This is a genomic window from Occultella aeris (assembly GCF_902703175.1).
Lineage (GTDB): Bacteria > Actinomycetota > Actinomycetes > Actinomycetales > Beutenbergiaceae > Occultella > Occultella aeris.
Genome location: NZ_CACRYJ010000003.1, coordinates 29,601 through 46,965 on the forward strand (window position 1 = coordinate 29,601; position 17,365 = coordinate 46,965).

Sequence of the window (17,365 nt, forward strand, 5' to 3'; positions counted from 1 at the left end):
GCTGTCAGTCCCGCTGGGTGACCCGGGCCGCGGCCACGATGCTCCGATACAGGTCACCCAGTGGCCGGGCGCCGGCCTGGGCCGCCTGCGGGAGCAACGAGGTCTCGGTCATGCCCGGGGCGACGTTCACCTCGAGGAACCACGGCACGCCGTTCGCGTCCACGATCATGTCCGTCCGGGAGAGGTGGCTCAGGCCCAGCGTGCGATGCGCCAGCACGGCAAGGTCGGCCGCTGCGCGCTCGGCCTCCGGGGTCAGTCGCGCGGGCGCGAAGTACTCGGTCCGGCCGGGGTTGTACCGGGCGTCGTAGTCGTAGGCACCCTCGGTGGAGATCTCCACTGCGGGCAGTGCGACGGGACCATCACCCACATCGACCACGGACACCGCCAGCTCGGTACCGACGATCACGCGCTCGAGCAGGGCGTTCTCCCCGTAGGAGAAGCAGGTGACCATCGCCCGCGGCAGTTCCTTGGCATCGGTCACCACGGACACCCCCAGCGCGGAGCCCCCCTTGGCCGGCTTGACCACCAGCGGTAGCGCGAGCTGATCGAGCACGATGTCGAGAACCGCCTGTGCGCCGACCTCCCGGAACAGCGACTGTGGCAGGCTCGCGAACTCCGGGGTGCGCGCGCCGGCCCGTGCCATCAGCGTCTTCGAGACCGGCTTGCTCCAGGCGATCCGGGAGCCGGCCGAGTCGGTACCCACGTAGGGCACGCCGACCAGCTCGAGCAGGTCCCGGATCGAGCCGTCCTCGCCCGTGGCACCGTGCAGGATCGGCCACACGACGTCCGGCCGCGCCGACTCCAGGTAGCCGAGCAACCCCGCATCGACGTCGCGGACGCTGACGGACATCCCGAGCGCCCGAAGCGCCTCCGCCACCCGTCGCCCGGACCGTAGCGAGACATCCCGCTCGTGGGACAAGCCCCCTGCGAGGATCAGCAGCTCGAGGGGTGCTCCGGCAGCGTCGGGTGCGGCGGCGTCCATGGTGATGCGTCCTCAGGCCTGGTTCGGGGAGGGGGCTTGGGTCCCGCGGACCACCTGGGTGGCGGCCCCGGTTCCGAACATCCGCACCAGGTCGTACTCGTCGTTGACGACGGTCGCGAGGCGGCGGACGCCTTCCTGGATGCGTTCGGGTGTGGGATAGCAGAACGAGAGCCGCATGTGGTCCTGGCCCTGACCATCCGCATAGAAGGCTGTGCCCGGCACGTACGCGACGAGGCCGGTGACGGCGCGCGGGAGCATCGCCTGCGCATCGAGGCCGGCGGGCAACGTGACCCAGGTGTAGAACCCGCCGGCGGGCACGGTCCAGGTGGCGGTCGGCATGTGCTCGGCCAGGGCGGCGAGCATGGCGTCGCGACGATCCCGGTAGACCTCACGGAAGGACTTGACCTGCCCTCGCCAGTCGCAGGTGCTCAGGTAGGTGGAGACCGAGAGCTGGCTCATCATCGACGGGCACAGGATCGCCGACTCACTGGCCAGGACGAGGCGCTCGCGGACGGCGTGCGGGGCCACCGCCCAGCCCACCCGGTACCCGGGTGCGAACGTCTTCGAGAACGAGCCGAGGTAGACGACCGCCTCCGGGTCGTATGAGTGCAGCGCAGGCAACGGGTCGCCGTCGAAGCCGAGTAGCCCGTACGGGTTGTCCTCGAGCACCAGGACGCCGTGCCGCTTGGCGATCTCGACGATCCGCGGGCGTCGCTCGAGGGAGAGCGTCACACCCGCGGGGTTGTGGAAGTTCGGGACCGTGTACAGCAGCTTGACCCGGCGCCCCTGGGCGCCGAGCCGGGCGAGGGTCTCCTCCAGGGCCTCGGGGATGAGCCCGGCGTCGTCCATGTCCACATGCACGACATCCGCCTGGTAGGCACGGAACACGCCGAGAGCGCCCACGTAGCTGGGCGCCTCCGCGACGACGACGTCGCCCGGGTCGACGAAGATTCGCGTGACCAGATCCAACGCCTGCTGCGAGCCGGTGGTCACCACGACGTCGTCGGAGTGCGCCTGGATGCCCTCCAGGGACATCACCTCGAGGATCTGCTCACGCAGCGCCTCCTCGCCCTGTCCCGAGCCGTACTGCAGCGCGACGGCGCCCCGTTCGGTGAGCAGGCGCTGGGTCAGGTCGGCGATGTTGTCCAGCGGGAGCCCGGCCAGGAACGGCATACCGCCGGCAAGGGAGACGACCTCGGGTCGGTTCGCGACGGCGAACAGGGCCCGGATCTCGGAGGCCTTCATGCCGTGGGTCCGGTCGGCGTAGTTGCCCAACCACGGGTCCAGGCGCGTGCCGCGGGCGGGTGTGTTGCCGCGGGCGTCGGTCGGTGCCGCGGCTGCGGGCCGGGCCGCGGGAGCGAAGGCAGCAGCGGCGGCGGCGGCGACGGTGGGCGTCGGCTCGACGGGTGCCTGCTGGCTGCGTTCGTTCATTGCGGTTGCCTTCCGGAAAATGGGTCGCCGGTCCGGGAACGACCGACCCCCCGAGTGTTTCACGTCTCGGGGGGTCGGAGAGCTAACGGCTCGGCGGGCGCCACGGCCCGGCAGGTCAGGCGATGTACTCGGAGATCTCGTCGAGGAACTTCTTCTTCGGGCGCGAGCCCACCAGGGACTTGGACAGCTCACCGCCGGTGTAGACGTTGATCGTGGGGATCGAGACCACGTTGTAGTCCCGGGCTACATCGGGGTTGGCGTCCACGTCCACCTTGACGACCTTGATCTTGCCGGCGTACTCGTCGGCGATCTCCTCGAGGATCGGGGCGAACTGGAGGCAGGGCGGGCACCAACTGGCCCAGAAGTCGACGATCACCGGCTGGTCGGCCTGCAGGACATCCTGACCGAAAGAGTCGTCGGTGGCGTGGGTGACGTTGTTGCTCATGCGTGTCCTCGGATCTCGAGTGTGGGAATGGGAGTGGTCATTCGGCCAGGGCCGCGGCTAACGCGCCGACGGGGTCCCCGGAGTTCGTCGCGTCCAGCGCGGCCAGGTAGCGTTCGGCGTCGAGTGCCGCGGCGCAGCCGGTCCCGGCGGCCGTGATGGCCTGGCGGTAGTGGTGGTCGACGACGTCGCCCGCCGCGAAAACGCCCGGCAGGTTCGTGCGGGTGCTCGGGTGCTCGACGTCGACGTAGCCCTCGCTGTTGAGGTCGATCTGCCCGGCGAGCAGCTCCGTGCGCGGTAGGTGCCCGATCGCCACGAAGATGCCGCTCGCGCCGACCTCGCGCATCGCACCCGTCACGGTGTCGCGCAGCGTGGCCCCGCTGACCTTGGCGTCGCCGTGGATGGCTACGATCTCGCTGTTCCAGGCGAAGGTGATCTTCGGATCGTTCAGCGCCCGCTCGGCCATGATCTTCGAGGCGCGGAGCTCGTCGCGGCGGTGCACCACCGTGACCGTCCTGCCGAACCGGGTCAGGAACAGCGCCTCCTCCATCGCGGAGTCGCCACCGCCGACCACCAGGATGTCCTGGTCCTTGAAGAAGAAGCCGTCGCACGTGGCACACCAGGAGACGCCGCGACCGGAGAACTGCTTCTCCTCGGGCAGGCCCATCTCCTTGTACGCCGAGCCGGTGGCCAGGATTACCGCGCGGGCCAGGACGTCCTCGCCCTCCTCGGTCGTGACGGTCTTGATGTCACCGGCGAGCCGCACCGAGGTCACGTCCTCGTAGCGCACGTCCGCACCGAAGCGTTCGGCCTGCTCCTGCATCTTCTCCATGAGCTCCGGCCCGAGCACGCCCGAGGGGAAGCCGGGGAAGTTCTCGACGTCCGTGGTGTTCATCAGGGCACCGCCCGCGGTCACCGAGCCGGCGAACACGATCGGGGCGAGGCCGGCGCGGGCCGCATAGACGGCAGCCGTGTAGCCGGACGGCCCGGAGCCGATGATGACGACGTCGTGGACGGTGGGCGTGGCTTCGGTCATGCTCGGTCCTTCGGTGGGTGGTGGGTGGTGCTGTTGAGGTGAACCACGGCCGCCCCGGCATTGTTCCTTGGAGCGGCTCAGCCGACCGTGATCTCCGCGAGTTCGATCCGGTTCCGGCCGTCGGACTCCGCGACCGGCAGTTCAGGGAACCACAGGACGATCGAGCTGAGCTCGGTGGGTGTGGACAGGGTGTACGTCGTGTTCGGTCCCATCGGGCCCTCCGCGAGGACCTCGCCGCCATTGGGTGCGCTCGGGTCCGTGTTGCGGATCTGCACGATGCCGCCGCTGCCGTGCACGTCGAGGGTGACGGTCGTGATCAGCGTGGGAGCTTCGAGCTCGACGGCGAACCCGAGGCCGTCCTTGATCCCGTAGTTCGGGTTGTTGTACCGGAGCGAGTTCCAGGTGGTCTCGGGGTTGCCGTCGATCGCCCGGCCGGCCGTGTCCTCGTTGTCGCCGACACCGGAGGCCGGGTCGAGCGAGCGGGCCGAGACGAACGTGGCGACGACGGGCGGTGGTGGTGTGGTCGGTTCCTGGGTCGGCTCCGTCGTGGCCGCGGGGTCGGTGCCCTCGCTCGGCACTGTCGCCGTCGGGTCGGTCGTAGGTGCGTAGGACGTGCGTGCCTCGTTGAGCGAGTTGAAGGCGAGGAACCCCGCGAGGATGACGAGGGCGATCATCAGCAAGATGACGATCGGGGTCGGGTTGAACCGTGGGCGGGGCTCGCTCGGCTCGGCGTCTGCGTCGGTCTCGGGACGTCGGAACCGTTCTCCGACCGCTCGCGCGTTCTCCTTCAGGGCACCGATGGCGCGTTGCGAACCGGCGACGGCGGCCACGGCCCCGGCGCCGACGGCGGAGCGGGAGCGGTCTGCGTCCGGGGCACCGTCGAGGGCATCGTCCGCCCCTTCGTGTGGCAGGTCCCAGCCCGCCAACGGCGCACCGGGGGTCGGGAGCGGACCGGCGCCGATCGCGGGAGCGAGTGGCGCGCCGTCGATCCCGGCCTGTGCCCCGTCGACGTCGGCACCGCCCCCGGGTTCGGCGGGCAGGTCCCAGCCCGCCTGCACGGCAGCCGGTGCGGGACGTGGTCCGGCCCCGATGGCGGGAGCGCCGTCGATGGCAGCCGGCCCGCCGTCGAACGGCGTCGTGGCGCCCGCGATCCCGGACGCGCCGGCGGCGTCTGCCCCGGTCTCGGCGGAGCGGGCGCCCGCGCCGGCTCCGGCGCCGGCGAGCGCTCCGGTGACCGTGCCGACGAGGGCACGGCCCTTGGCGCCGAGACGCTGCCACAGCGACGACTCCTGCGAGACCGGGTCTGCCGCGCCCGTGCCCGCGTGCTCATGACGGGCGTGGTAGCTGTCGATGATCTGGGTACGGTCGGGGGTCTGCTCGTCCACTCGCACCAGATCGTCGAAGGGGCGCTGCCGGCCTGGCTCGGGCGGCGGCTTCAAGGTCCACGTACTCGGGTCCACGGGTCCACGCACCGGGAACAGCTGGGTGGTCGCGTCCGGCGGGCCGACTGTTCCAGGGTCCGCGTCGGGCACCGGGAAACCGGCGTCGGTCTGACCGGCGTCGGCCCCGGTAGTTGCGTAGCGTGCGGTGCTCCCGGGTCCGACCGGCGCTTCCGCGCCAGCTGCAGCGGTGGCGCCGACGGCAGCCGCACCCGCGGCGCCGGCCACGGCGGCCCCGCCAGCCGCGCCGGCCGACGATGACCGATCCGGTACCGCGCCCTGCGGCGCGACTCCACGACCCACGGCCGACGGCGGCACGGAAGGTCCGCCGTCGTCCGCGGTTCGAGCCGCCGCGAGCACGCTCGGGTCGAGGTCGTCCCACGGCGCGAGGTCACGGACCAGCTCGCCCGGGGTGTACGGGCCGTCCTCGTGCGGACCGAACGTGACGGAGCACAGCGTGTCGAGGTCGTGCGGGATGCCCTCGACCACGTCTCCGGGCGGCACCGGCGCGCCGCCGTGACGCGGCGCGAGGGGCAGCCCGCCGGCACGAGCGGGTTCGCCCGGCCAGGTGCCGGTCAGCGCCGTGTACAGCAGTGCGACGAGGTCGACGCTGTCCGTGCGTGCCGCCGTGCGCGCGTCGCCGCCGTCGATGCCGAGCTGGGCCGCGTCCACGGCGAGACCGGTGAGCACCACGCCGCGCTCGCCGACCAACAGCGACCCCGGTCGAAGGTGCAGGTGGTGGACGCCGCGCTTGCGGGCCGCCTCCACCGCACCGGCGGCCTCCCCTGCGATGGCGCGAGCCGCGGCCGCGGGCAGCGGACCGGAGCGGACGAGGTCTGCGAGGGACGGGGTGTCCGACAACTCGGTGACGAGGTAGCCCAAACCGTCGGAGGTACCCACGCGCAGGATCCTGGCTAGGCGTTCGTCCCCGACCAGCGCGGCGCGGCGGGCGGCGTCGAGCGCCTCCTCGCGATGCGGCCCGCCAAGGGTGACGATCCGGACGTCGCGCTGCAGGATCTCGTCCCGTGCGGTCCAGTAGCTGCTCTGCGCCAGGGGGGCCGTGAGCCGCGCGAGCAGGACGTACCGGTCCGCGATGGTTGATCCGACCACCAGGTCCGTGGCGGTGCCTCGATTCACGGGGGCGCCTCCGATACGCTGTGGAACTCCGCTGATCTTTCCCCACATGGTACGCAACGGCGCAGGTATCGGGACGCGCGTCGCCAGCGCGGCGAGTGGCCGGGTCGCGGGGGCCGCCATCGAGGACACCCGGCGCATCAGTGCATCGAGTTCTCCCACCCGCAACCGGCGCAGCAGGATCAGGTAGATCGCCAGCATCAGCGCGCCGAGCACGAGCACCCGCAGCAGCGCCCCGGCGAACCCCGTCTCGACGCCCCACAGGTGCAGCAGACCCCACCCGATCAGGGCGGCGGGCACGGCGGCCATGAACACCCGCAGGTGGGTGAGGAAGACCCGGCTGCCGTCGAGGCTCGGCAGCCGCCGGCGCAGTGCCAGGTAGGCGACCAGGGCGCCGACGGTGTTCGCGACGGTCGTGGCCGCACCGGCACCGGCGACCCACCACTGCACGTCCAGCAGGAAGTAGCTGAGCACGCTGCCGACGATGAGGATCACCGCCATCGGAACCTGGATCAGGAACAGCGACTTCGTGTCCTCGAACGCGAAGTAGACCCGCTGGGCCATCGTCCAGATCGCGATCGCCGGCAGGCCGGCGAGCATCGCGACGAGCACGCCGCCGACGCCCCGGTACGCCGGGAACGAGGCGGTGTCGAACTGGATCACCTGCGTGACCGGGATGGCCAGCACCATGAGCGCTGCCGCCGCGAAGACCGTGAACACGGCCAGGGTACGCAGCCCGAAGGACAGGCTGTCCCGGACCGCGCGGGTGTCGGCGGACGCGGCCTGCTCCGACAGTCGCGTGAACATCGCCGTCACCAGGGACACGGTGATCAGCGACTGGGGCAGCATGAAGATCAGGAACGCGTTGTCGTAGGCCGCGTTGCCGGCCACGCCGAGGTCGTTGTCGCTGGCGACACCGGCCGACGCCGCCAGGTTGGACACCGCCAAGTACCCGACCTGGCCTGCGGCGAGTGCGGCGAACGCCCACGTCGCCACCCGGCCGGCGGTGGCCAGGCCCGTGTTGCGCAGACCCCAGACCGGCCGGAACCGGAAGCCGCTGCGAGCCAGCGGGATGATCAGGACGAGTGCCTGTACGGCAACGCCGAGCGTCGCGCTCCCCGCGAGGAGCGCGATCCGGCCGGCGTCCCAGGCCTCGACCGGGGGCGGGTTGGCCTCGTCGAAGCCGCCGAAGACGATCAGGTAGGTCACGAGCCCGGCGATCGCGATGACGTTGTTCGCGGCCGGGGCCCACATGTACGGGCCGAACACCGAGCGGGCGTTCAGGACCTGTCCGAGCAGTGCGTACATCCCGTAGAAGAAGAGCTGGGGGATGCACCAGAACGCGAACGAGACCGACAGCGCTCCCCAGGGCCCGTTCTGGAACTGCGCCGCGTACAGGGTGACCAGCAGGCTGGAGGCGAGGGTCAGGACCACCGTCACAAGGAGCAGGAACGCCCCGGCGAGGGTGAGTAGCCGGTTCACGTACTCCTGGCCGCCGTCCTTGCGGCGCATCGCCCGAACGATCTGTGGCACCAGGACGGCGTTCAGGATCCCGCCGGCGAGCAGCATGTAGATGATGTTCGGAAGCTTGTTCGCCACCGAGAACGCGTCCGCGGCGCCGCCGGCCGAGAAGATCGCCGCCACCAGCAGGGCGTTGCGGACCAGGCCGAGGATCCGGGATACGAGCGTCCCGGAGAACATCAGCGCTGCCGAACCGGCCAGTCCTCCGCGCGGTTCGCTCATCGGGGGTCCTCGGTGTCTGTGGGTGGTTGGGTCTCGGTCTCGGCGAGTGCGGCCGCGGCCTCGGGTGGGTACCGCCGCCCGCCCCGGCGGATGGTGCGGGACAGACCGAACACGAACGCCACGCCGAGCACCACGACGGCTGCCGTCAGCCCGGTGCTCTCCCAGTCGGCGCGGACCCGGACGTCGAACGACGATGGTTCGGCCACGGGCGTGCCACCCGCCTCGGGCAGCACCAGGACCACCACGGTGACGTCCCCGTTCGCGACCGCCGTCACCGGGATCCGCACCGTGGTGGTGCCGTTCGCCGGGATGGTCGCCGGTACCACGTCGTCGGCCTGCAGGCGCGGATCGTTCGGGTCGAGCTGGATCACGACCTCCGCGTCCGCGTCGAGCGCGTTGTCGATCGTGATCGGCACCTCGCTCGCGTCCGAGATGAGCAGGACGCTGCTACCGGCCTGGACGGTGATCATCGAGCGCAGCTCGGCGACGGCGTCCGTGGCACCGTCGGCGAGCGCGGTGCGCACCCGCGGCACCTCGATGAGCGCGGCCGAAGGCGTGCTCAGCAGGGCGACGGCCGGCCCGTTCGTGAGGGCGCCCGGATCGGCGAGCACCTGGTTGAAGGCATCGAGTTCCGTCCACGTCTCGCCCAGCCGGGCGAGTTCCGCGGTGGTCAGACGGTCACCGTCGGGTGGGGCCGGCTCGTATGACCGGCCCTCCGTGCCGACGGAGCGGCCGAGCAGGCTGCGCAGGCTGGTGACTTCGAGCCAGGGCGCCTCCGCGAGCGAGTCGAGGATGGTGCTCAGGCGTTCGATCTCGGACGGGTCGGTGCCGAGATCGCGCGGCAGTGCGGCCATGAGCCCGCGCGGATCGTTCGGACGCTCCCGCGTGATCACGGCGGTCTGCGCGAGGAAGGACTGCTGCGCCTCCGCCGTGGTCAGGGCCGGGTCGGTGAGGGTGTCGGAGAGCGGTCCGTCCCAGAGCACCGCCTCGGCGTCCCCGCCCGCTGTGGTGAGCTCGGTCCGGCCCGACGGCGTGTAGGTCAGATCCCCGGTGGTCGGCACCTCGTCGGCGGGGAGCACGACCGTGTCCGACCCGGACCGGGCGATCGCGTCGAGCGTCGACTCATCGGTGGCCGCCGGCCAGATCACGTCGTCGAGGACGGTCACCTCTCGTTCGGCCAGCAGCGCGGCGGTCCGGTCGGCGGCCGCGTCGATGAGCGTGCGCTCGTCCGCGCGGGCCATGGTGATGGCGTCCGCGTCCCCGTAGGACAGGGCGACGACGTCCCGCTGGGCGCTGGCGCCGGAGAGCAGCTGCACGAATGCGGGCAGTTGCGCGGCGGTCAGGATCGGGTCGTCACGTTCCTCGTCGTCACCCTCGGTGGCGCCGTCGTCGGGCGCAGTACCCGACGGCGGGGGTTCGGTCGTCGGATCCGCCGTGCCTGGGGTGTCGGTCGTCGCCCCGTCGTCCGGGGTGCCCGTGGTCTCCTCGTCCGTCGGCTCGGTCTGACCGGCGCCCTGGGTCGGCTCCTGCCCGTCGGAACCCTCGCCGGACGGTGCCGGGCCGGTCGGCAGTTCGAGGAGGACGGGGTCGAGGCCCCACGCAACCGGCAGGTCCCGGGTCGCCTCGACCAGGGCGGTGATCCGATCCGCGGCCACCTGTCCGACGAGAACCCCCTCCTCGGCGGCGGTACTCCACTCCTGCGCCGTGGGGGTCAGTGGTAGCAGCAAGGTCAGTTCGGTGGGTCCGGCGGACTCGATCGCCTCCGGGTACCAGAGCAGGACGGACCTGGCTCGCCCGGTGACGCCGCCGTCGGACACGACGATCTCGAAGCCGCGGGGACCCCAGGCCGGGGTGCCGCCGAACGGTGAGCGGTCGGCCGGGATCGAGACCGTGAAGGGTGCGGTGGCGCCGGGCTGGACGTCCTGGCCGAGGTTCGCCAGGGTCAGGGTCTCGACCCGGCCGGACGTGGCGTCATCGTTCAGCCACCGGGCCAGGCCGTTGCGGGAGTCCGGGACCTGCGTCTGCATCCGCAGCCGCACGAACGGATCCGTGAGAACCTCGTCCGTCTCGTTCGTGATCGTGCCGGTGACCACGAGATCCAGACCGGGTCGGAGCACGGCCGGGGTCGTGCCGGTGATGTCGACGGTGACGTCCCCGGGCGCGGCATGGGCGGCCGGCACGGTCACGGCGGGAGCGAGTGGGCCGACCGCGGCGAGGATCCCGAGCAGGCACGCCACGAGCGCGGCCCGCACGTGGAAGGTGCGGGGTTCTCGGCGCGTCATCCCAGGCTCACGCGGTGGATCGTCATGAGCGCCCGGTGAGCATGTCCCGGGCGGTTGCCACGACCCGGCGCTCGTTCGGGTAGGCCAGCCGGGCCGCGACATCGGTCAGCGCCACCCAGGCCACCGCCTCGGCCTCATGGTCGGGGTCGTTCTCCGTGGTGAGGTCGCCGCCGAGCGCCTCGAGCAGATAGTGGTGGACCACCTTGTGCACGCGCCGGTCCGAGCCCGCGAACCAGTAGTCGATCGTGGCGAGGTGACGGAGCACCTGTCCCTCGATCCCGGTCTCCTCCGCGATCTCGCGGACCGCGGCCTCCTCCGCGGTCTCGGCGCCCTCCAAGTGCCCCTTCGGCAGGCACCATTCCAGCCTGCCCGCGCGGTTGCGGCGCGCGATCACCGCGGTGTACGCCTCGCCACCGACGACCCGCACCACGAGGCCGCCGGCGGAGGTCTCGTCGACCACCGGAAGCGAGTGCGCGTGGGTGCGCCGCAGACGCGTGACCGGGGGCCGTGGCGCCCGCGGTCGAGGGGTCGGAGCTGCGGCGGACATAACGACACTGTAATCAAGGCCACGCGAAGGTGGGGTACCCGGCACGCGTCTTCGGGCCGCGTGGGCACCGATCTGCGGCGGATCGGTCGGCACCGGCTGGCAGCGCCGGGCCCGCACGTGGCACGCTTGACGGTTGTGCCCCCCACGTCACCCATACCGCCCCGAGAGTCTCCCGCGGAACTGCTGCGCGTCGCCCTCGGTGTGCTCGCCGCGTACGCACCCGACGCGATCGAGCTCGGGACGGCGTTCGCGGACGCCGGCCACGAGCTCGCACTGGTCGGCGGCCCGGTGCGGGACGCCTTCCTCGGCCGGGCCGGTGTCGACCTGGACTTCGCGACCTCCGCGCGCCCGGACGACACGGAGCGGATCCTGGCCGCGTGGGGGGACGCCCACTGGGACATGGGCCGGGAGTTCGGCACCATCGGAGCCCGGCGCGGGGACGTCATCGTCGAGGTCACCACGTACCGCACCGAGGCCTACGACCCGACGTCCCGCAAGCCGCAGGTGGCGTACGGCGACTCGCTCGACGGCGATCTCTCCCGCCGGGACTTCACCGTCAACTCGATGGCGGTCCGGCTTCCGGACCTGACGTTCGTGGACCCGTTCGACGGACTCACCGACCTCGCGAACGGGCTGCTGCGCACCCCGGTCACCGCCGAACAGTCGTTCGACGACGACCCGCTGCGGATGATGCGCGCGGCCCGGTTCACCGCCCAACTCGGGTTCGACGTCGACGAGTCTGTGCTGAAGGCGATGACGGCGATGGCGGAGCGGATCACGATCGTCTCGGCCGAGCGGGTCCAGGCCGAGCTCGTCCGGCTGCTCATGTCGGCTGCTCCTCGGCGTGGCCTCGAACTCATGGTCTACACCGGCCTGGCCGAGTACGTGCTGCCCGAGCTGCCCGGCATGCAGCTGACCATCGACGAGCACCACCGGCACAAGGACGTCTACGAGCACTCGCTGACCGTGCTCGACCAGGCCATCGACCTCGAGACCGGTCCGGACGGCCCCGTACCTGGTCCGGACCTGGTCCTGCGCCTCGCGGCGCTGCTCCACGACGTCGGCAAGCCGGCGACCCGGCGGCTCGAGCCGGGCGGCGGCGTGAGTTTCCACCATCACGAGGTCGTCGGCGCGAAGCTGGCCACGAAGCGGCTGCGGGAGCTGCGCTTCGACAAGGCGACCATCAAGGCCGTCTCCCACCTGGTGGCGCTGCACCTGCGGTTCCACGGATACGGGGAGGCGGCCTGGACGGACTCGGCGGTGCGCCGGTACATCACCGATGCCGGCGATCAGCTCGAGCGCCTGCACCGGCTGACCCGGGCCGACTGCACCACCCGGAACCAGCGCAAGGCGGCCAGGCTCTCACACGCCTACGACGACCTCGAGCGCCGGATCGCGGCACTATCCGCCGAGGAGGAGCTCAAGGCGATCCGCCCGGACCTCGACGGCACGCAGATCATGGAGATCCTCCAGATCCCCGCCGGCCGGGACGTCGGCGCCGCGTACAAGCACCTGCTCGCGCTCCGGATGGAGCACGGCCCGCTCGGCCCCGAGCGGGCCGAGGCCGAACTGCGCTCCTGGTGGGCGGCCCGCGGGGCCGGCTGACCAGTCCACGAGGCGTGACGTCGCGCCCCCGGACCGCCAAGAGGAGACCGGAATGGCTGCACTTCCCCTCGCTGTGACCGACTTCATCGATCGGGCCACGACGCTCGACGGCACTCGCTTCCAGGTGATCGAAGACGCCCACCTCGACTCCGATGAGGTGGCCGAGCTCTATGGGACACGAGGTCCGTTGCTGTCCGCCTCCGAGTCCTCCGCGCTCGACACGTACGTTCGCAGCCGGCTCCGCCCACGCGGCGATGAGCTGAGGACGCAGGCCGGGGTCGCGACGATCAGCGGTGCCATCGCAACGACGATGCTGGCTGCGCGGCTGATCTGGCACCGCGACCGCGTGGCGCCCGAGGTGTTCGAGATCGCGCTCGCTCCCTTCCGGGACGCCGGCGTGGACGTGTCCTGAGAGCGTCGGGTCGCCTCAATCCCAGCGGATGGACTCCTTGCCGTCCTCTCCTACGACGTACTCCGCGCGCGCAGGTGCGGCGGCGCTGGGCTCGAGCACCTGGTAGACGCCGCCGGCCGAAGTGGTCCGGGTCTCGAGGATGGTGAACGCCGTTGGGTCGTCCCCCGGCTCGAACAGGCGCTTGCCACTGCCCACGACGACCGGGAACGTGATCAGCCGGTAGGTGTCGACGAGCCCGGCGACGTGCAGGGTCCGGGCGAGCCGATGACTGCCGTGCACCTGGAGCTCACCCTGACCCGGCCCGGCCTTGAGCGCGCGGACCGCTTCGACGACGTCGGCGTCGCTGTCGGCCCGGACCACGTCGCTGTTCGCCCACCGGGCCGTCGTGCCATGCGAGGTGATCACGTGCTTGCGCAGCGTGTTCAGCGCGACGGCGACGGCGTTGTCCGGGTCGGTGATCCTCGACCAGTACTCCTGCATCATGTCGTAGGTGGTCCGGCCGAGCAGGAAGGCGCCGGTCGCGGCGAACCACGTGTCCACGATCGCACCGAAGTCCTCGTCGCCGAACGGCACCATCCAGCCGCCTTGGGTGAAGCCGCCGGTGGCGTCCTCGTCCGGGCCACCGGGCCCTGCATCACGCCGTCCAGAGTGAGGAACTCGTGCACGGTCAGCCGCATGGTCATCCTGCCTGCTCTCGATCGGGTCGGTTGTCGAGGTAGACCGATCGAGCGCGGCGAACTCATCGTCGGCCGCGCCCCGCGGATGCGCCGGCAGAGGTGCGGCGTCAGACCGAGGTGCGCTCGCCGTCGAGCACCGGCACCGGACGATCGTGCACCCGGCGGACCCCACGCCGGTAGGCCACGGCGATCGCCACGTAGGCGACCGCGAGGGCCGCGAACACCGGCCTCGACCAGCCGGTGTCCGGCAGCGCAGCCGCGGCCAGTGCCGCGGCCCCGGCGAACGCGGCGTTGTAGAGCATGTCGTAGAGGGAGAACGCGCGGCCGCGGAACGAGTCGTGGGTGTCCCGCTGCACGATCGTGTCGACGGCGATCTTCGCGCCCTGGACGGCCAGGCCCATCAGTACCGCAGCGGCTGCGATCACGGCGAACTCGGGTGCCGCCGCCATCAGGATCTGGCTGACGGCGCCCAGGCCGAGGCATACGACGATCCAGGTCGAGGGTGACATCCGCTCGTGTGCGATCGGGGTGGCCACGATGGCCAGCCCGTTCCCGGCGAACGAGACCGAGGCGAGCACCCCGAACATCGCCAGGCCGGCGTCGGCGTCGGTGGGATCGGAGAGCAGGTTCCGGGAGATCAGGATGAGCGCTATGAAGTTCAGGCCGTACAGGAACCGGTGCAGCGCCATCACCGCCAGCGCCATGCCAGGGGTGCGGCGGCGGACCAGGTAGGTGGCGCCGTCAACCAGGTCGCGGACCGTGGCGCGGACATCTGCAGAGAGCGCCGCGAACCCGCCACGAGTGCGTGCCGCCCTTGTGGGACCGAGCAGATCCGGGCCCATCCGCAGCGCGAGCAGAGCGGCACAGCCGAACAGGACCGCAGCGGTGGCGAGCACGAGGCCGTCCTTGCCCGGGCCGGACGGGACGAGCCAGCCGATCCCGAAGCCGATCCCGGCGCCCACCACGGCCGAGACCGCGCCGAGGGTCGGCGTCAGGGTGTTCGCCATCAGGAGCTGTTCGCGCGGGACCACCCGTGGCAGCCCTGCCGAGAGCGCCGCGAGCAGGAACCGGTTCACGCCGAGCGTGAGCAGCGCAAGGACGTACACCGCCGGGCCGACGCCCTGCGTGGCCATAAGGATCGCGAGTGTCAGGCCGAGCGCCACCCGGATGGCGTTGCCGACGGCAAGCACCTGACGCCGTCGCCACCGGTCGAGCAGCGGCCCGGCGAACGGGCCGACGATCGTGAACGGGAGCAGCAGCACCGCGAAGGCAGCGGCAACGGCCCCCGCCGTCGCGAGGTTCTCCGGCGAGAAGAAGAAGAGTGTGGCCAGCCCTGCCTGGAACATGCCGTCGCCGCACTGCGAGACGAGGCGGACCGAGAACAGCTTGCGGAAGTCCCGGTGGACGAGGACGGTGCGGAGGTCCGCGATCACACTCACCAACGCAGGCTATCGCGGTCGAGGACGCTTCCCCGGGGAGCGCGTCGTGGCACGGGAGCGCGGTGCCGGTCCGATTCGCGGGACGACGTCGACGGCACGGTGTCCGATCCATGACGGCAGGTGAACGTTGACGGAACAAGCGGTCCGAAGGGCTTCGGAAGGTCGACCCCGCGCGAACGCCGGGGGTAGCGTCCTCACTGGAATTGCACGGCGCGCCTTCTGATTGCGGCGCCATCGAGAAACACCACCGTCACGATCGGAATGCATCTCCATGAGTTCGCACGCGCTCTCCAGTGCTGCACCGCCCGGGCGGCGGACGGCTCGGAGAAAGAAACTCTGGCGTAATATTGGCGTCTTCGCGCTGCTCGCGGGACCGAACCTTGCGCTGCTTCTGATATTTACATATCGCCCGATGTTCTTGAGCTTCTACTATTCGATGCTCAATTGGAACATCGGCTCCGATTTCGCGCAATTCATCGGGTTCGGGAACTACGTCGAATGGTTCAACGACCCGGAGTCCGCACGGATCGTCTTCACGACCCTGCTCTACACGGTCGCCACCGTGGCCGGCGGCATGGCGATCGGCCTGGCCCTGGCGCTCGCCCTGAACCGCAAGCTGTTCGGACGCGGGATCGTCCGCACTGTCACGTTCGCCCCGTAGGTCCTGTCCGGGATCGCCGTCGGGTTCCTCTGGATGTACATCTTCAACCCGAACATCGGACTGCTCCGCACGGTGCTCGGCTGGTTCGGGCTCTCCTCGCCGCCGTGGTTCACGCAGGAGCCGTGGCCGCTGATCATGATCATCATCGTCACGTTGTGGAAGCACATCGGGTACGTCGCGTTGATCTACCTGGCGGGCCTGCAGTCCGTGCCACAGGACCTGCGTGACGCCGCCGCACTCGACGGCGCAGGCACCTGGCGGGTGTTCCGGGCGATCGTGCTGCCGCTGCTCGGGCCGATCACCTTCTTCCTGCTGATCACGCTCACGCTCAGCGCGCTGCAGTCCTTCGACCTGATCCGCTCGATGACGAACGGTGGCCCGCTCGGCTCCACCAAGACGCTCATGTACCAGGTCTACGTCGAGGGCTTCCAGATCGGCCGCGGCGGGTACGGCTCCGCGGTCGCCACGATCCTCTTCGTGATCCTGCTCGTGGTCACGGCCATCCAGATGAAGTTCGTCGAGAGGCGGGTGCACTACCAGTGAGCACGAGCACCACCGACACCCCGGCGGCTCCGGTCGTTCCGGCCACAGCGGGCGATCAGCGCACCAGAGCGGAGACGCCGCAACCACCCAAGCCGCCCGAACGCCGTCGACGTCGGCGCAGCCCGGGCGCGATCGCCCTGGACGGCGGCCTCTACGTGACGCTCGTACTGGCCGCGCTAGTCATGGCGTTCCCCCTGATCTGGATGCTGCTGGCCAGCTTCAAGTCGAACCCGGAGATCTCCACCTGGCCGATCCAGTGGTTGCCGCAGGAATGGAACTTCGACAACTTCATCGCAGTCGCGAACTCGATCCCGATCGGCCGGATGATCTTCAACAGCGTGTTCATCACGGTGGCCAGCACCTTCCTCAAGGTGGTTCTCGGCCTGGCCTGTGCCTACGCCCTCGTCTTCGTGGACGTCCCGTTCAAGAAGCTCGCGTTCATGCTCGTGCTGTTCACACTGCTGATCCCGGGCCAGATCACGATCATCCCGAACTACGTCCTGGTGGCCGGCCTGGACTGGACGAACACCTACCTGGGCATCATCCTGCCCGGCCTGGCCAGCGCGTTCGGGACGTTCCTGTTCCGGCAGCAGTTCATGCAGCTGCCCAGGTCCCTGCTCGAGGCCGCGGAGCTGGACGGTGCCGGGCACCTGCGCCGGCTGTTCCGGGTGGTCGTACCGATCTCGGTCCCCACCATCGCCGCGGTCACCCTGGTGACCCTGGTCGGCGAGTGGAACGAGTACCTCTGGCCCTCCCTGGTGGCCAAGAGCCCTGACCTGATGACCCTGCCGGTGGGCCTGACCCACCTCCAGGACCTCGAGGGCATCCAGAACTGGGGCGTGCTGCTGGCCGCCACCACACTGCTGACGCTCCCGATGCTTGCCGTGTTCCTGGTCCTGCAGCGCCGGCTCGTGGCCGGCCTCACCGCCGGGGCCGTCACCGGCTGAGCCGGCCCACCCCTCAAGCCGTTCCCAACCCCCAAGCAGAACCCC

The 17,365-nt window shown here is 70.8% G+C and carries 14 protein-coding genes; 5 read left to right on the forward strand and 9 right to left on the reverse strand.

The annotated features are described in order from the left end of the window. Nucleotides 1-4: 4 nt before the first annotated feature. The 7 genes from HALOF300_RS00145 to HALOF300_RS00175 form a co-directional block, all read right to left on the reverse strand. Entirely contained in the window at nt 5-982 is a 978-nt protein-coding gene (locus tag HALOF300_RS00145; RefSeq protein ID WP_156738634.1) for a D-alanine--D-alanine ligase family protein, read from the reverse strand. Nucleotides 983-994: 12 nt separating this feature from the next. Beyond that, nucleotides 995-2,227: an aminotransferase-like domain-containing protein gene (locus HALOF300_RS00150; protein WP_231954932.1), complete on the reverse strand. Its 1,233-nt coding sequence runs from the start codon at nt 2,225-2,227 to the stop codon at nt 995-997. A gap of 301 nt (nt 2,228-2,528) precedes the next feature. Next, entirely contained in the window at nt 2,529-2,858 is a 330-nt protein-coding gene (gene trxA / locus HALOF300_RS00155) for a thioredoxin (protein WP_154796444.1), read from the reverse strand. Nucleotides 2,859-2,895: 37 nt separating this feature from the next. Next, nucleotides 2,896-3,891: a thioredoxin-disulfide reductase gene (gene trxB / locus HALOF300_RS00160; RefSeq protein ID WP_156738636.1), complete on the reverse strand. Its 996-nt coding sequence runs from the start codon at nt 3,889-3,891 to the stop codon at nt 2,896-2,898. Nucleotides 3,892-3,968: 77 nt separating this feature from the next. Next, a complete protein-coding gene (gene murJ / locus HALOF300_RS27175; RefSeq protein WP_231954925.1) occupies nt 3,969-8,207 on the reverse strand; it encodes a murein biosynthesis integral membrane protein MurJ in 4,239 nt (1,412 codons plus the stop codon). Continuing rightward, complete coding sequence (locus HALOF300_RS00170; RefSeq protein ID WP_156738637.1) at nt 8,204-10,489, reverse strand: DUF6049 family protein; 2,286 nt, start codon at nt 10,487-10,489, stop codon at nt 8,204-8,206. The genes murJ and HALOF300_RS00170 overlap by 4 nt, the downstream gene beginning before the upstream one ends. Nucleotides 10,490-10,511: 22 nt before the next feature. Then, nucleotides 10,512-11,036, reverse strand: coding sequence for an NUDIX hydrolase (locus HALOF300_RS00175; RefSeq protein WP_154796441.1), 525 nt, complete (start codon nt 11,034-11,036; stop codon nt 10,512-10,514). A gap of 135 nt (nt 11,037-11,171) precedes the next feature. Here HALOF300_RS00175 and HALOF300_RS00180 point away from each other — a divergent pair, with 135 nt between their 5' ends. Together HALOF300_RS00180 and HALOF300_RS00185 are read left to right on the forward strand one after the other, a co-directional pair. Beyond that, nucleotides 11,172-12,641: a CCA tRNA nucleotidyltransferase gene (locus HALOF300_RS00180; RefSeq protein WP_231954926.1), complete on the forward strand. Its 1,470-nt coding sequence runs from the start codon at nt 11,172-11,174 to the stop codon at nt 12,639-12,641. 52 nt (nt 12,642-12,693) lie between these two features. Beyond that, nucleotides 12,694-13,053, forward strand: a complete 360-nt coding sequence (locus tag HALOF300_RS00185) for a hypothetical protein (RefSeq protein WP_156738638.1) — start codon at nt 12,694-12,696, stop codon at nt 13,051-13,053. 15 nt (nt 13,054-13,068) lie between these two features. Here HALOF300_RS00185 and HALOF300_RS00190 read toward each other — a convergent pair whose 3' ends face one another. Together HALOF300_RS00190 and HALOF300_RS00195 are read right to left on the reverse strand one after the other, a co-directional pair. Then, nucleotides 13,069-13,629 (reverse strand): dihydrofolate reductase family protein, encoded by a 561-nt coding sequence (locus HALOF300_RS00190; RefSeq protein WP_231954927.1) that lies wholly within the window; start codon nt 13,627-13,629, stop codon nt 13,069-13,071. Between the two features lie 208 nt (nt 13,630-13,837). Continuing rightward, nucleotides 13,838-15,169, reverse strand: coding sequence for an MFS transporter (locus HALOF300_RS00195; RefSeq protein WP_156738639.1), 1,332 nt, complete (start codon nt 15,167-15,169; stop codon nt 13,838-13,840). 436 nt (nt 15,170-15,605) lie between these two features. Here HALOF300_RS00195 and HALOF300_RS27180 point away from each other — a divergent pair, with 436 nt between their 5' ends. Genes HALOF300_RS27180 through HALOF300_RS00205 form a run of 3 tightly spaced genes read left to right on the forward strand, consistent with a single transcriptional unit; the run spans nt 15,606 to nt 17,320 of the window. Continuing rightward, on the forward strand, nt 15,606-15,830 hold the full coding sequence (locus HALOF300_RS27180; protein WP_231954928.1) for a hypothetical protein: 225 nt from the start codon (nt 15,606-15,608) through the stop codon (nt 15,828-15,830). Between the two features lie 33 nt (nt 15,831-15,863). Further along, nucleotides 15,864-16,373 carry a carbohydrate ABC transporter permease gene (locus HALOF300_RS27185; RefSeq protein WP_231954929.1) on the forward strand — a complete coding sequence of 170 codons (510 nt, stop codon included), beginning with the start codon at nt 15,864-15,866 and terminating at the stop codon, nt 16,371-16,373. Continuing rightward, nucleotides 16,370-17,320 carry a carbohydrate ABC transporter permease gene (locus HALOF300_RS00205; protein WP_231954930.1) on the forward strand — a complete coding sequence of 317 codons (951 nt, stop codon included), beginning with the start codon at nt 16,370-16,372 and terminating at the stop codon, nt 17,318-17,320. The genes HALOF300_RS27185 and HALOF300_RS00205 overlap by 4 nt, the downstream gene beginning before the upstream one ends. Nucleotides 17,321-17,365 lie beyond the last annotated feature (45 nt).

Excerpts from the sequence above, each read along its gene's own strand:
- HALOF300_RS00145 (WP_156738634.1), bottom strand. The coding sequence starts at position 982 with ATGGACGCCGCCGCACCCGACGCTGCCGGAGCACCCCTCGAGCTGCTG.
- HALOF300_RS00150 (WP_231954932.1), bottom strand. The coding sequence starts at position 2,227 with ATGAAGGCCTCCGAGATCCGGGCCCTGTTCGCCGTCGCGAACCGACCC.
- trxA (WP_154796444.1), bottom strand. The coding sequence starts at position 2,858 with ATGAGCAACAACGTCACCCACGCCACCGACGACTCTTTCGGTCAGGAT.
- trxB (WP_156738636.1), bottom strand. The coding sequence starts at position 3,891 with ATGACCGAAGCCACGCCCACCGTCCACGACGTCGTCATCATCGGCTCC.
- murJ (WP_231954925.1), bottom strand. The coding sequence starts at position 8,207 with ATGAGCGAACCGCGCGGAGGACTGGCCGGTTCGGCAGCGCTGATGTTC.
- HALOF300_RS00170 (WP_156738637.1), bottom strand. The coding sequence starts at position 10,489 with ATGACGCGCCGAGAACCCCGCACCTTCCACGTGCGGGCCGCGCTCGTG.
- HALOF300_RS00175 (WP_154796441.1), bottom strand. The coding sequence starts at position 11,036 with ATGTCCGCCGCAGCTCCGACCCCTCGACCGCGGGCGCCACGGCCCCCG.
- HALOF300_RS00185 (WP_156738638.1), top strand. The coding sequence starts at position 12,694 with ATGGCTGCACTTCCCCTCGCTGTGACCGACTTCATCGATCGGGCCACG.
- HALOF300_RS00190 (WP_231954927.1), bottom strand. The coding sequence starts at position 13,629 with ATGGTGCCGTTCGGCGACGAGGACTTCGGTGCGATCGTGGACACGTGG.
- HALOF300_RS27180 (WP_231954928.1), top strand. The coding sequence starts at position 15,606 with ATGCTCAATTGGAACATCGGCTCCGATTTCGCGCAATTCATCGGGTTC.
- HALOF300_RS27185 (WP_231954929.1), top strand. The coding sequence starts at position 15,864 with ATGTACATCTTCAACCCGAACATCGGACTGCTCCGCACGGTGCTCGGC.